Annotated in this window: 13 protein-coding genes and 1 pseudogene; 7 read left to right on the top strand and 7 right to left on the bottom strand. The window is 62.8% G+C overall.

Annotated features, from left to right (window positions below; translation table 11 throughout):
- The first annotated feature begins 38 nt into the window (after positions 1-38).
- The gene (locus tag JGU72_RS20740) at positions 39-632 is read left to right on the top strand and encodes a dihydrofolate reductase family protein (RefSeq protein WP_199685933.1); all 594 of its coding nucleotides are present in this window, start codon (positions 39-41) and stop codon (positions 630-632) included.
- Positions 629-1,009, top strand: a complete 381-nt coding sequence (locus JGU72_RS20735) for a PPOX class F420-dependent oxidoreductase (RefSeq protein ID WP_233532715.1) — start codon at positions 629-631, stop codon at positions 1,007-1,009. The genes JGU72_RS20740 and JGU72_RS20735 overlap by 4 nt, the downstream gene beginning before the upstream one ends.
- Positions 1,010-1,059: 50 nt before the next feature.
- Here the strand turns inward: JGU72_RS20735 and JGU72_RS30790 are convergent.
- Positions 1,060-1,360: pseudogene (locus JGU72_RS30790) on the bottom strand (hypothetical protein).
- Between the two features lie 444 nt (positions 1,361-1,804).
- Here JGU72_RS30790 and JGU72_RS20730 point away from each other — a divergent pair.
- The gene (locus tag JGU72_RS20730) at positions 1,805-3,193 is read left to right on the top strand and encodes an MlaD family protein (RefSeq protein WP_199685932.1); all 1,389 of its coding nucleotides are present in this window, start codon (positions 1,805-1,807) and stop codon (positions 3,191-3,193) included.
- 105 nt (positions 3,194-3,298) lie between these two features.
- Here JGU72_RS20730 and JGU72_RS20725 read toward each other — a convergent pair whose 3' ends face one another.
- Complete coding sequence (locus JGU72_RS20725) at positions 3,299-4,717, bottom strand: multicopper oxidase family protein (RefSeq protein ID WP_199685931.1); 1,419 nt, start codon at positions 4,715-4,717, stop codon at positions 3,299-3,301.
- Positions 4,718-4,806: 89 nt separating this feature from the next.
- Between JGU72_RS20725 and JGU72_RS20720 the strand changes: the two genes are divergently transcribed.
- Positions 4,807-5,253, top strand: a complete 447-nt coding sequence (locus JGU72_RS20720) for a glycoside hydrolase family 130 protein (RefSeq protein WP_199685930.1) — start codon at positions 4,807-4,809, stop codon at positions 5,251-5,253.
- Here JGU72_RS20720 and JGU72_RS20715 read toward each other — a convergent pair.
- Complete coding sequence (locus JGU72_RS20715; protein ID WP_199685929.1) at positions 5,233-5,937, bottom strand: DUF998 domain-containing protein; 705 nt, start codon at positions 5,935-5,937, stop codon at positions 5,233-5,235. The genes JGU72_RS20720 and JGU72_RS20715 overlap by 21 nt on opposite strands.
- A gap of 344 nt (positions 5,938-6,281) precedes the next feature.
- Between JGU72_RS20715 and JGU72_RS20710 the strand changes: the two genes are divergently transcribed.
- The gene (locus JGU72_RS20710; protein ID WP_199686117.1) at positions 6,282-6,503 is read left to right on the top strand and encodes a hypothetical protein; all 222 of its coding nucleotides are present in this window, start codon (positions 6,282-6,284) and stop codon (positions 6,501-6,503) included.
- A 431-nt stretch (positions 6,504-6,934) separates the two neighbouring features.
- On the opposite strand, the gene JGU72_RS20705 is transcribed toward JGU72_RS20710, so the two are convergent.
- The 3 genes from JGU72_RS20705 to JGU72_RS20695 all read right to left on the bottom strand — a co-directional run bounded on the left by JGU72_RS20705 (position 6,935) and on the right by JGU72_RS20695 (position 10,855).
- Positions 6,935-7,129 (bottom strand): hypothetical protein, encoded by a 195-nt coding sequence (locus JGU72_RS20705; protein ID WP_199685928.1) that lies wholly within the window; start codon positions 7,127-7,129, stop codon positions 6,935-6,937.
- A 79-nt stretch (positions 7,130-7,208) separates the two neighbouring features.
- On the bottom strand, positions 7,209-8,912 hold the full coding sequence (locus tag JGU72_RS20700; protein WP_199685927.1) for a hypothetical protein: 1,704 nt from the start codon (positions 8,910-8,912) through the stop codon (positions 7,209-7,211).
- 146 nt (positions 8,913-9,058) lie between these two features.
- Positions 9,059-10,855, bottom strand: coding sequence for a hypothetical protein (locus JGU72_RS20695; protein ID WP_233532714.1), 1,797 nt, complete (start codon positions 10,853-10,855; stop codon positions 9,059-9,061).
- 145 nt (positions 10,856-11,000) lie between these two features.
- Here JGU72_RS20695 and JGU72_RS20690 point away from each other — a divergent pair, with 145 nt between their 5' ends.
- Positions 11,001-11,759 carry an alpha/beta fold hydrolase gene (locus tag JGU72_RS20690; RefSeq protein WP_199685926.1) on the top strand — a complete coding sequence of 253 codons (759 nt, stop codon included), beginning with the start codon at positions 11,001-11,003 and terminating at the stop codon, positions 11,757-11,759.
- Positions 11,760-11,849: 90 nt separating this feature from the next.
- Here JGU72_RS20690 and JGU72_RS20685 read toward each other — a convergent pair whose 3' ends face one another.
- Positions 11,850-12,341 carry an SRPBCC family protein gene (locus JGU72_RS20685; protein WP_199685925.1) on the bottom strand — a complete coding sequence of 164 codons (492 nt, stop codon included), beginning with the start codon at positions 12,339-12,341 and terminating at the stop codon, positions 11,850-11,852.
- Positions 12,342-12,686: 345 nt separating this feature from the next.
- Here JGU72_RS20685 and JGU72_RS20680 point away from each other — a divergent pair, with 345 nt between their 5' ends.
- Entirely contained in the window at positions 12,687-13,016 is a 330-nt protein-coding gene (locus JGU72_RS20680; RefSeq protein WP_199685924.1) for a CBS domain-containing protein, read from the top strand.
- Positions 13,017-13,063 lie beyond the last annotated feature (47 nt).

Raw genomic sequence — 13,063 nt, 5'->3', positions numbered from 1 at the left:
ATGGAGTCTCCTCAAGAAACTTCGAAAGGCTTGCGGCAATGAACAAAGTTTTCAGCGCACACTCGGTCTCGGTCGACGGGTACATCACCGGTCGAAATCCCAGTCCCGGACAAGGCCTCGGCGACGGGGGAATGCTGTTCGACTGGTACTTCGACGGCGACACACCCAGCCAAGTATTCGACGGGTTCAGGCTGAGCGAGCCGAGCGCCAGAGTGTTCGACATTGCGGCGGCGCGATCGGGTGCCATCGTCGCCGGCCGAAACACCTATGACGACTCCGACCATTTCGGCGGCGGCAGCCCGCATCCGAAGGCGCAGTTGGTGGTTCTGAGCAATCGATCCGCACCGGAGATCAGCGAACGACAGACCCTCGTCACCACCGGCATCGAGGACGCGATTGCCGCAGCTCGCGAGGTGGCCGGCGGCAAGGATATCGGCCTCATGGGCGGTGGTGTCCTCACCGCGGCGCTGCAGGCAGGACTCGTCGACGAAGTGATCCTGCATCAAGTACCCGTCCTGCTCGGTGGTGGTCGGCCCTTCTTCCAGTCATTGCCTGAACATGTCCACCTTCGCCTCGTCGAGGCCGTCCCAGCTCCGGGTGTCACCCACCTCCACTACGCGGTGCAGCGATGATCCTCGACCCCGAAATCCGCCGAATTCTCGACGGCACCCCGCTCGCCCACTTTGCGACCATCCTTCCCGACGGTGCACCGCATTCCGTTCCAGTCTGGGTCGGCACGGAGGGCGATCACATCGTGATCCTCACCGGACCGAGCTCGCAGAAGGCCCGCAACTTGCGGCGAGATCCGCGAGTAGCAATTTCACTGACCCGGCCCGATAACCCGTTTGCTCCGGTGATCATTCGCGGCAAGGTCGTCGACTGGATCGACGGCGACGCAGGCTGGGCGATCATCGACCGGATCGCGACGAAATACATCGGCGGCCCGTACCCCCGCGATGAGGCGCGAGTTGTTGCTCTCATCGCGTCGGATCACCAGAGCATCAGCTGAGTTTGTCGGTCCATGTCGAGGTTCCACTGCCGCCCCGAGGGACGCGCGTGTTACTGCGAATCACCAGCATCCGGGCGGGGAACATCGGCCTCCCAGCGAGCACGCCGTTCATCGCCCGACTGCTCCCACCACGGCGTACCTCGCTCTCCCAGAGCAACTTTCGCCGCCTGAACACCCGCGCGAGCGGCAGCCGCGCCGTCGGTACGTCGCACCTCCCGGCGCCACGCCATCAGGATCGATCGCAGGTCAGCGTTGCGGTCAGCTGGGATATCGGGATCTGTCGCACGCCATCGACGACCGTCGACCACGATGTAGCGGCCGTCCGTCGGTATGCTCCACCTCTTTCGCCACGTATCCGAGCCTGCCACAGTGCGCGTTGCGCGAATCGCCGAACTCGGCGCCACTGGACCGTGAAAGGCAACAACGTCGCCCAGACGAGCAACCGGCGATACCCTTGCCTGATCGAAGCCGACTCGCGCTACAGCACCTTGTAAGTGATTCCACCACAACTAGTTTCGTCATAATCCCCGCCGACCGCCCGCTCCCCCTGACACTCGAATCGGTTCTTACCGCCAGTGTTGACTGGCACAGTTTGCAATGGACAAATGGGCGTGCGTGTGCGCACACTGTTACGAATCTCGCCGGTGCAACCGACGGGTGCACGCCAGAATCGAGGAGTTCGATGCCGCAGCGATCGCAACGGGGCGAGACAGCTGACCATGCGCACGGCGCGCCGTGTTCCTGGATACCGTTCGGGGCACGGCGTTCGAGACACTCCGGGCAGTTGGTCACGGGATGATCATCGATCCGAGCGGACGCGGTCCCACGATGCGGCAACTGATCCTCGCCGGCATCGCCTTCTTCACGATCGTCGCGTTCGCATTCAGCGTCCTCCTCGTCCGCTACACCGGCTATTTCACAGAGACCGTGGACATCCGAGCAGTCATGAAGTCCACCGGCGACGGCCTTGCCCCGCACGCCGACGTCAAATACCGCGGCATCCGTGTCGGTGACGTCGACAGCGTCGACATCGCAGCCAAAGGGGAACTGCAGCACGTCCACCTCGAGCTCAATCCCGACTACGCAGACGACATCCCCACCACAGTCACCGTCCGGGTGGTGCCCAGCAACATCTTCGCGGTGATGGCGATCGAACTGATCGACAACGGTCCCGCACCCGACACCCTGTCGCCGGGCGACGAAATCTACGAAGACACCAGCAAGACCTCGATCACCCTGCAAACCTCGCTCACCACCATCAGGACCGTCCTCACGGAGATGGATCCTGCGAAACTCGGCGCCGTCTTCTCGGCACTTCGGGACGCGTTCGACCCCAAATTCCGGGTCGCGGGGTCGTCGCTGGAACGTCTGGATCGACTGTTGACCGCAATCGACACCGGCACCCCCACAGGCCAAGACCTGCTGAGCAATCTGAGCGCGGGCATCGGCGCCCTCAACGAATCAGCGCCGGAACTGCTCGACGTGCTCGACGCCGCAGTCGTCACCGCACAGACATTGCTCACCAAACAGGCACAGTTTCACGCAGCGCTGTTCAACGGCGGCCTCACCCTCGATGCACTCAACACCCTGATCGCCCGAAACCCAGAGGTTGGCAAGACTTTGGTCGGCAACGGCGCGACACTCTTGGGCGCGCTCAGCGCGGATCGACAGGCCCTCGCCGAGTCCCTGCCGAACCTGCTCACGGCCCTGCAGGGCGTCAACCACGCCATCAGGCCCGGACCGGGACGCCCCCGCGACTACATCGAACTGACCATTCAAGCCTCGTTCACACCGTTCCAGCCCTACACCCAGGCCGACTGCCCGCGCTACGGAACACTGACCGGACCGAACTGCGCCACCGCGCCGACAATTGCCGATCCCGGCTTCCTGCCTCCCCAGCTGTGGCCGCGACGGCTCGGCTCGGCCGGCCAAGCCCCGGTAATCGCTTTTCCGCCACTGCCCGGCGTACGGGGAATGCCGCAGATACCGGGAATCTCACTCCCGCCCGGGTTCGAGGTTCCCGGTGTCACCACTCCGGCGTCGACTGGGGGCCCAGGCGTTATCCCTGCCGCCTCCTACGTCGGGCCCGCGGCCGTGACCGCCGTCGTCGGGGATAACCCGGACTTCATGCAGATGCTGCTGCTCGGATCCGCGTTGCGCGGCACCGCCCTGCACGTCCAGTAAACCGGTCGACGGCGGCCAGCGCTGAATAGCTCCTTCCCGTGGTCGACATCCCGACGCAGGGCACCATGAACACGGACGCGGCCGGTCGTCCACCCCATCACCGGATCAGGAGTAGTAGACAAAGGTCGCCATGCCGGCGTTCAGGTGATAGTCGTTGTGACAGTGTGTTATCCACTTACCCGGGTTGTTCGTGTCGAAGTCGACCTCGACGGTGTCCAGCGGCGGAACGAGAACCGTGTCCTTGCGGGGCCCCGGCCCATTTGGATGCACCACCTGAAATGTGTGGCCGTGCAGGTGCATGGGATGGAACATCTTTGACTCGCTCACATAACGTAGCCGCACCCGCTTTCCCCCCTCTACCGCCAGCCCGTCGTTCGGCGGATCGTAGAGCTTGCCGTTGATCGGCCAGGTGTAACCGTTGACCGGACCCGCAAGCCGCAGATCGAGGGTGAGATCTGGATTGCGCTGGGATAGTTGAACTTCCGGTGCGGCGACAAGCTGCGCGGTGTTCAGAACGGGCGTTGCCCGCAACGTCGCGACGAAGTCGTTCACGTTCACCGCCGCGGGCGCGCCGTCGACCCGCAGGTTCAGTTGCGCGTACCCGTCCTTACCCTCCGGTGCTGCGACCACCGGCACCGACGACCCGATCGTGATCGTGACGTCCACCCGTTCGCCCATGCCCAAGATGACCGAGTCTGTGGTTTGCGGAATGACCGGGAACCCGTCGGTATGGGTGACGTTCAGTGGGGTACCCGGCACTGCGATGCGGAATGCGCTGTCGGCGCCGGCATTGATGATGCGCAGCCGGATCCGTTGACCCGCACGGTAATCCTTGACCTGCGGGTCGGTCGACACCCTTCCGTTGATCAGGAAGTACGGGTAAGTGACGTCTCCCCCGTCCGCGCCGAGCGGCGTGGTGGCGGTGACACCCGTGCCGGACATGTCCGACATCGGCTTCATGCCATCCTTCTTCAACTTCTCGAGCACCTGATCCGGATTCGTACCGGTTCCGTCGATCCAGTCATCGAGCACCAACACGAGTTCATCGTCGTAGTCGACCCGCTCGTTCGGGTCCTCGATGATCACCGGCCCATACAGGCCACGATCCAATTGCGTGCCGACGTATGAGTGCAGGTAATAGGTTCCCGTATCGGGCGCGACGAATTCATAGGTGAAACTCTGGCCGGGAGCGATCGCCGGCTGTGTCAGCACTGGGACACCGTCCATGGCGTTGGGCACCGCCAGTCCGTGCCAATGGACGGTCGTTTCCTGCGGCAGTTTGTTTGTCACGGGCGCCCGCAGCGTCGGCCCCTTCCGGATCCGGATCTCCCTGGCGGGAACCTGTCCGTCGAAGGCCCACGTACGAACCGAAACGCCGCCGAGATCGATCTCGGTTTCAGCGGGGTTCAGGCTGACCTCGACGGCCCTGGCGGCCGCCTCCGGCTTGTTCGTCGAGCAGGCGGTCGCCACACCGGCGGCAGCGCCCACCGCTGACAGCACCAGAAACTGTCTCCGATCCATCATTTTTGGAGCCTGGCACTAGACGCCCACTCGGGGGAACGAAACTGCGAATTTTCTGTCGGGAAGCGCAGGTTCGTCCTCCCATTCTGGCGATGTTGATCGCGGTTTCGTCAGTGCGCGAGAACGTCAGCGTCGCCAGCTCGACCGACTCGCGAATCTGGAGTGAAGCAACAACCATCTACCGCCCCACGCAACCCTGGGAACTGATCCAGCTCGGCAACTGCGGAGCGCCTATCGAAACGGCAAACGGGTGGCTAGTTCTCACGCACGGTGTGGGACCGGTGCGCACCTACGGTAACGGGGCGATTCTCTTGGATCTCGACGATCCGACCGTAGTTATCGGATCGCTTCGCGAGCCGCTGCTAACGCCCGCCGATGACGAGCGCGACGGCTATGTGCCCAACGTCGTCTACTCGTGCGGATCGATGATCCACAACGACACGCTGGTCCTCCCCTATGGCTGCAGCGACTCGGCGGTGCGATTCGCGTTCGTCGACGTACCCACTCTTCTGGAGCGCTTACAGCAGCACAGATGGTGACGTCGGCCGCGGTATCGGTGCGTGCCGTGCGACAACGCCGACGATCGAGTGTCGGGTCCGTCTTCGCGCAACAGCGTTCGTCAGCGAAGTCGACAGAACAGCAGCGCCGGTCACGGCCATGAAAGCCGGCAACGGGTACAGCACGAGTCGCTCGCTGATTCCGATCTGCACAACGGAACCCACCAGAAGTACCGTCCCGACCAAGCCGCTTATCGCACACAGCGCCGACCACACGGCGACGATTCGCCGCGACTTCCACAACCACACCGCAACAAGAATCAGCACCAGGTGCCGAGACACGAATGCGGGCAGCACTGCGAGCAGGTGGACGACGATACCGTCGTTAGAGGGAACCAGACCGGTCGCAGCAGTGCTCAATCCGGTGAGAACGGCGAGCGACACGATCCACCATCGCCGGTACCCGTGCGGGATTGCTCCGCGAAACAGGACCGCACCCATGATCGTCAGCAGACCCAAGGCGACGAACGTTGCGTTCATCAGCAGATGCAGGGGCGAGCACATGTGTGGCGTGCACGCGGTGACACCGAGATCACTGATCGTGTCGTGCCGAAAGCTGTAGTCGGACTTCCAGGCGTAAGCGGTGACAATCTCGACCGCAAGATAGGCGAATGCGAGGCTCCAGGCGATTCCGGCAGCACAGTGCCGAAAGTTCGTGGTGGGCATCGCAGGAGGGTCCGGTGATCCGGTCATGAGTGGACACCTGACTTCCCTCGAGCACCGTCGACAGGCCTCGCCTACGGTGTATGTCAACATCGTAGACCTACACCATTGACACCACCAGGTACCCGGCGTCTACTTGAGGTCTACGACGTAGGACTACAGGTACCGACGCTGCGCGGACACCTACTCGGTCTCGAATCATCAGTGACAACCCATGACTGGATGCACCGAAGAATTTGTCGTCACACCCACGTCAGAGCGGCAGGAGGCGTGTGATGCGTATAGGAATACGTGAAATCGGATTCGGACGCAGGCGGGATGTGCGAATGGGCGCCGGTCGGCGCGGAATGGCGTCACGCGGCGGGGCAACACGCTGGGTGCCGGCGCTGATCGTCATCTGGCTACTGATCGGCGCGATCGCTTGCGGGCAGCGCGGATACTTCACCGACGCCACAGCGAACTGCGCAACGACGAGCACGATCCTCGTCACCATCGTCGCCGGACCGCTGAACTATCTCGGCATCAATCCCAGAGTTACCGATTGCAACTTGCCGCAACCCAGCCCGTGACCCCCACGTGACGCAGCCGGGGCCTGGGCCGCAGCCTGTCGACCTGGTGCGATCGATTCGCGCCCAACTGGACGACCTCCTCGCGAATATCCCCACCATGGCGGGTGCGGACCGGACATGCATTGTCGAACGTATGGGGAACCTGATTCTGCGTCGAGCCGTGGACATGACTCCCGACGAATCGATCCGATTGTGGGCTCTCTTCGGGGATAGCGGCAATCCGCCGATTTCGCCGGAACAAGTGCTCTGGGGACACCGCCCGGTTCACGGCGGACGCCGGCAAGCAGCGCGTCAGTAGGAACATAATTCTCGACACCGCAATCGAACTGTTCGACGGCGCCGGACTCTAACACCTGAATATGCGTCGACTCGGCGCAACATGCGGAGTGGAAGCCATGGCACTTTATCGCTACGTCGAAGGGCGCGAGGATCTACTCAGCGGCATCGTCGACCCGATGATGGAGACCTTGCACATCAAGTACGCAGGCGATCGCCTCGGCGGCTTCGAAGCCGAAGATTTCAAACCGTCGAAGCGTTCGATGCGCCACCTGCAATGTCCACACCGTGGCACTGCGTCCGCTCGGATCGATGATCATCTCGGGATCGGCTGTCCGGACGATCGCCAACCTCTGCACTCGACCGGGATCCCGGAGCACTCTGTGTCGTGCTCTGGGTCAGCTGTCTCGCCGAGACACGGTTCCGCGCTCAGTTCGCGGGTTTGGTGATGAACGCCGCAACGTAGGTACTTGCGAGCTCTGGCATACCACTGTTCTGCCGCTCGGCGGCGGTCACGATGTCGTAATGCCGATATCCCGGAACGAATTTCGCGTTATAGGGCAACAACCCGCCGTATCCGGTGTTCTGCACCGGCGAATCACCCGATAACAACGTGAGATTGCGCTGTCCCGCCGGCGTGCTTTGCCAACGGCCTAGGTGTAGCAGGAAGTCGAGGACTCCGCCCGACCGATACTCGAGATGACTCAACTCACCTCCACGGCCGAAACCGAGCGCAAACACCATGTCGGTCAACAGCCGAAGCGGGGTGTACTGCTCGAAGAAATCGGTCGGCTGTCCGCCTGGGTTCATCGCGCGGGCGAACTGCCGCACGTCGGTGACCTCATGATCCTGGTCGGTCGGCGGACCGTGCCCGAGGTCGGGACCGTCGATGCTCGATTCTGCGACAGAATCGTAATTTCTCCAGCCGCACAACGTGGAATGGTCAGCGGGCGTGTAATTCTGGCCAAAGCCGACTCGCAAAGGAATGACGAACAACGTGGGCCCGAGGATCGGCACCGACGCAAGCCCGTTCGGAATGGGATATGTCTTGCCCTGCACCGGGCAGTCGTAGAACCCCATACCCGCCTGCAGCACGTACTCCGCAGAGTTCTGGTCGAACAGCATCGCCAGCGCAGTCGTGTTCGTCACCCGAAAATCACGAGGCAGATTGGCGCCGGTGACGATGTCGAGGTAGTCGCGTCCGTAGAACGTACGCATCCATGGTTCGGTCCGCAGATCGCCCGGCACAACGGTGGCCAAGTCACTTTCGCCGCTAGGGTCCTGCGCCGCTGCCATGCCTGCCAATTGGTAGACGTTCATGACTTCTGCCGCCGAGATGACCGGCAACTGTGCAACCGCGAGTCCGTTGGTGAGCAGATAGTTCACCGCATTCTGTGCGACGGTTCCTGCAGCGGTGAGGAATTGGTCGACGAGACCGGTCCCCGCGAAGCCGGCCGGATCCGTCATCGCAACACCGTCCAGCGGAACGCCCCCACCGCCGCACAAATTGAACCCCGCGTCGGCCTCGGTCTCTCGCATGCCGTCGAAGTCCCACGCCATCATCGGACCGACGAGAAATGCGCCCAGCGAATGGCCACCGCAGAACATCTTCTCGTGATCGGCCGGGTCGGGCAGCAGATGCTGGATAACCGCGCGCCAATCGTCCAGGGTCAGCGCGAGACCGTATTCGCCCAGGTAGGCCAGATCCGTTGGGGTTTGGTATTTGTACGACTTGCCGTCGATTTCCTTGCCATGAAAGTAGTAGTCGGCGGCCACCCGATAATCGCCTGCATCATGCGCCGCTCGCCAACCGGTTCGGTCTTCAGCGCAGTTCGCGCGTCGGTCCAGCGAGATGTACTCCACATACTTGCCCTGCGCCGCAGCCTTTCGGACAACCTGCGGCGCTTGAATATTCAGGTTCGCAGCGCCTGAATAGGTTCCCGGTTGCATCGTCAGAATCGCATCCGCGTCAGCGCTGTCCCGCGGCCCACTCGTCGAGCGGTAGCGCAGGAACGAGATCCAGTCGCATTCGGCCGGCTGAGCCATGGTCGCGAAGGGGCTCGGGTAGTGCAGTCGAACGTAGGTCTCCTCGACGTCGTCTCCCAGCAGCGGATCACCAATGACGTGAGTCACGACCTCCTGATCCGGGACCCCCACCGGCGACGGTGTTGCCACCGCAGCGCGCATCGCGGGGCCGACCAATACAGAACTGACAATCACCGCCACAACTAGTGCGACGGTCCCGCGCCGCAGACTTGCAGGGCGCGTTCCCCATCGGCTCATCGCAGACTACTGACGAACTCAGCCAGATACTGCCCGCTGTAGTCCGGGCGGCCGTCGTTCTGTACAGCCGCAGCACCGATCGTGTCTACGTGGTTGTATCCCGGCAGCGTTGTCACCTGTGTCAGCGGCGGCGGTGGGAACAGCGCGCCAGCGCTGGCCTGCACGAATCCGTCGCCGGCAAACGCGACGAAGTTCGGTTTGGTGCGGCTCATACCGGCATACCGCAGATTGTCCATCTCCCCGCTGCGTGCGCCCCCGAAGCCGGCGAAGATGTCCACGACGACCTTCAACGGGAAGTACGTCTCCCAGTACGCGGTCGGCGCGCCGGTACCGAGTTGGCGAGCGACCTCGCGAATGTCGGCAACCTCGTGGTTGGGCGCGGTGTAGTACGCGCCCTGCACCTCGTCGTAGTTTCGCCAACTGTACAAGGCGTTGCGGTCTGTCGGTACGACGCGTTTCTGCGGTCCCGCACTCAAACGCAGATATGTACCGAGCAGCGGAATCTGCGTCGCTTCACCAGAATTCGGGAACGACTTCTCCTGCACCGGTCCGCCGTCGAATGCTCCGATGCCCTGTTGCATGAGCGCGAAGTTGCCCGAGTTGTTGTCGATCAACGCACCCAACAGCGCCTCGTTGGTGAACCGAAAGTCGCGAATATTCCCCGAGCCGTCCGCACCACCGGTGACGAAGGAACTCAGTGTCGGCGCGAACAGCGCATTCAACGTCGTATCGATGATCAGGTCGCGCGGAAGATGCTTCAGCAGTTCACTTTCCGCGTCCGGTTGCAAATGCGCGGCCAGGCCCGCGAGACGGTAGATCAGGAACGCCTTCGTTCCCACCACCGGAGCAGGGCCGAGTATTCGCGGCAGCGCCCCGGCACGAATACCAGGCTGGACGACCCCGTTCGTCCCACCGACGACCACGTCCGTAATCTCCCTGAACAACGGGGTGTTCTGAATCGCGGCGGGGTCCGAGCTGACCATCGAGTCCTGCGCGGCAAATGCCGCACACTGGTTGAATCCCGCGTCCCCCTGCGTCGCGGGATTACCGTCGAAGTCCCAGTCGGCGAACATCCCAGTCACCAATCCGCCCAGCGAAATTCCCGTACACACATACTTCTGTTGCCGCGCGCCCTGGTCGGGCATCTCGGCCAACATGAGTTCGTACTGGTCCCGGACGACGCGGTCCAAGCCCATCCAGTCGAGGATCTGCAGGTCCTGCGACTGCCGAAAGCCCGCGAAGCGCTGACCACCGAGCTCTTTGCCGTTGAAGTAGTAGTCGACGGCATCCAGATAGTTGCCCGACTGCAATGCGAAGTCGAAGCCCGCCATCTCGTCGAGGCACGCACTACGTCGCGCCAGCGCCCAGAACTCGATGTCGGTGCCGAGGCTCATCGCGGATCGAACCGTATTGAACGCGACGCCGTCGGAGTTCACCGCACCGCCACCTAAACCCTGTTGCTGCACGACGACGTGGTCCGCGTCCCGCGATGCTCCGGGTCCGGAGGCCGGGCGGTAGCGAAGAAAACCCGTTCGGTCACAAGCCGCAGGATGTGCCGGTGCGTTCGCCGGCAGCGGCAGCGCGAAACTCACGTACGAGACGGCTATCCCGTCGCGTTCGTAGATCGCCTGCTCTTGCCTATCGGTTGCAACGCTCACCGGTTCGGCGGCAGCAACCGGCGCCAACGAGGACTGGACAACGGCCGATCCGACGATGCCGACGAGCAGTGCCGCAGACCAACGCTTGTCATTTCGCCTAAACGGCAACGTAATACGCCGAACACCTTTGTTCATGCTCAGCGACTCTTCCAGCACAAATACGAGATGTCATTAGGCAGTCCGTCAACCGGCCCCGCGCGGCTTGTGCACAATTACAATTCGCCGATCGGCGTGGTTTGCTGTGGTGTGACCGTGACTCGACGATGAGGACAGGTGATCAATGTCAACGAACTGGCTCCTACTCCGCGGACTCACCCGCGAGCAACGCCACTGGGAACAGTTTCCCGCCACGCTCGCCGAGCGACTCGACGCGAAAGTGACATGCATCGACTCACCGGGATTCGGCACTGAAAGCGCTCGCCTCTGCCCACGAACCATCGCGGCGGTCACCGACGACATCCGTGCGCGTTTCGACAACCACTGCGAGCACTGGTCCCTGCTCGGAATCTCGTTCGGCGGGATGGTCGCACTCGACTGGATGGCTCGCTACCCCAACGATTTTCAACGAGGTGTCGTCATCAACTCGAGCAGTGGCGCCAGCCCGTTCTGGCACCGGGTACGCCCGGCAGGAGTACCCAGCCTTCTACTGCAACGATTCCGGTCCGACTACGCGCAGGAACGCGCAGTGGTCGAAATTTCGTCCAACAGTCCACACGTCGACAAGACAGCCATCGCACGACGCTGGGCCGATTACCTTGCCGACCGGCGACCCAGCCACAACAGCGTCGTGAACCAAGCGATCGCGAGCAGCCGCTTCACCCTGCCCGACCACGTCGCAACGCCCTTGCTTATTCTGTCGTCGCGCGCAGACCGGCTCGTATCATTTCGCGCCTCACAAACGATCGCCGCACGTCTGCAGGCGCCAATTCGCCTGCACGACAACGCAGGACACGATCTGCCCCTCGACGATGCCGACTGGATCTGCGACCGAATCTCGGAATGGTTCTCGACCTCTGAGTCGGAGCCCTCGTTCCACTAGGGGCTTCTCCAACGTCCTCGTGCATGGGTGGTCTCTGCCGTTCCGCCTCCGACTCGGACGATCGCCCCGAGTGGAGGGTCAGGTCCAAGGTCAGTCCTTCGCTTCGCGGACGTCCTTGCCCTGCTCGGCGAACGCCTTGAAGTCCTGCATGTGCTGTTGTGACTGCTTGCGGAAGGTGCCAGGCATCAGTAGCCCCACCACCCGCATCAGCACGCCGCTGAACCGATATTCGCTCTCGCTCACCCAGAGCGTCTTCTCCGGACCCGATTCGGTCAGCCGCTCACGCACGGCGCTCCACATGCCCTCGCCGACGATCTCGCGGTCGAAGTGAACGACGCTCTCTTTCGGGATCCCGCGCAGGTCTGCCGGTTCCCGACGCGTGATGGTCTCGGTGCACTCGAACTTCTGCTTCCCCGTCTGGAACACGACCCGCGATGTGGTACCGACTTGCCCGTGCAACCCACTCAGCGGCTCGTGCAGCACCAGACCCCGCAGCCACTTCGGCAGATGTGCAGAGTCGGCGAGCAGCTGCACCACTGGCTCCCGCGGTAGGGCGATCTCGATCGAGACGGTGTACTTCATGGCGGAGCGCTCCTGGGTCTGGAGTAAGACGCGCACGTCAGGTGCCTCACATCAGCGGCGGAGCCCGGTGGCTCGCGGCTTCTCCCGCGGCCCAACGCAATGCCTCCTGCGCTTCACGGGAGCCGTCGACCCAACTAGCACCGGCTGGTTGATTTGCATGACGTCCCCTTCTTGAATTGCCGGCAGCGACGGGCCACATGCTCGACATTGCGCCCCGAACCGACACTTCGGCGCCGGACATCAGTTATGTACACGATCGGTAATGCAAGGAGCACAACATGTCCGTCGCCGAATCTTCCCGTTGTCGCCAGCGCAGGCTCGAGACCTCTTCGCGCCGGCGATTTCATGAGTCGACCTGCAGTTCTCGTCGAGTCGAGAGAAGAGCTCGCATCGATCGTCGACGTCATGCTGCACACCGGTTTCACGACGCTTCCTGTCGTCGACGCCGACGGTCGCCTGGTCAAGCTGATCACCGAGGATTCTGTCGCGCAGGCTCATCTCGTTCACCTGTTGGCCGATAAACTGCTGCGCGATAACGGCGTAGACGCGGCGGCCGAGCCCAGTTCGGTATTCGATTTCGCGCTCGCGCCGGCTTCGGTCGAACTCGACAGCACACTTACCGAGATCATCGAGGCCATGCTGCGGATGGGACTGCCGGCATTCTCGGCGACCTGACAAGCCGAGTCGGCCCCGAAAGCGTCAGCCCCGTCGTCGCATACCTG

The sequence above is a fragment of the Antrihabitans auranticaus genome, assembly GCF_016481275.1.
Taxonomy (GTDB): Bacteria; Actinomycetota; Actinomycetes; order Mycobacteriales; family Mycobacteriaceae; genus Antrihabitans.
Note: the sequence above shows the minus strand (reverse complement) of the source record. Positions and strands in the feature narration are given on the sequence as shown.

Bases quoted from the DNA above. Each gene is read 5' to 3' on its own strand.
- JGU72_RS20740 (WP_199685933.1), top strand. From the start codon at position 39: ATGAACAAAGTTTTCAGCGCACACTCGGTCTCGGTCGACGGGTACATC.
- JGU72_RS20735 (WP_233532715.1), top strand. From the start codon at position 629: ATGATCCTCGACCCCGAAATCCGCCGAATTCTCGACGGCACCCCGCTC.
- JGU72_RS20730 (WP_199685932.1), top strand. From the start codon at position 1,805: ATGATCATCGATCCGAGCGGACGCGGTCCCACGATGCGGCAACTGATC.
- JGU72_RS20725 (WP_199685931.1), bottom strand. From the start codon at position 4,717: ATGATGGATCGGAGACAGTTTCTGGTGCTGTCAGCGGTGGGCGCTGCC.
- JGU72_RS20720 (WP_199685930.1), top strand. From the start codon at position 4,807: ATGTTGATCGCGGTTTCGTCAGTGCGCGAGAACGTCAGCGTCGCCAGC.
- JGU72_RS20715 (WP_199685929.1), bottom strand. From the start codon at position 5,937: ATGCCCACCACGAACTTTCGGCACTGTGCTGCCGGAATCGCCTGGAGC.
- JGU72_RS20710 (WP_199686117.1), top strand. From the start codon at position 6,282: ATGGCGTCACGCGGCGGGGCAACACGCTGGGTGCCGGCGCTGATCGTC.
- JGU72_RS20695 (WP_233532714.1), bottom strand. From the start codon at position 10,855: ATGAACAAAGGTGTTCGGCGTATTACGTTGCCGTTTAGGCGAAATGAC.
- JGU72_RS20690 (WP_199685926.1), top strand. From the start codon at position 11,001: ATGTCAACGAACTGGCTCCTACTCCGCGGACTCACCCGCGAGCAACGC.
- JGU72_RS20685 (WP_199685925.1), bottom strand. From the start codon at position 12,341: ATGAAGTACACCGTCTCGATCGAGATCGCCCTACCGCGGGAGCCAGTG.
- JGU72_RS20680 (WP_199685924.1), top strand. From the start codon at position 12,687: ATGAGTCGACCTGCAGTTCTCGTCGAGTCGAGAGAAGAGCTCGCATCG.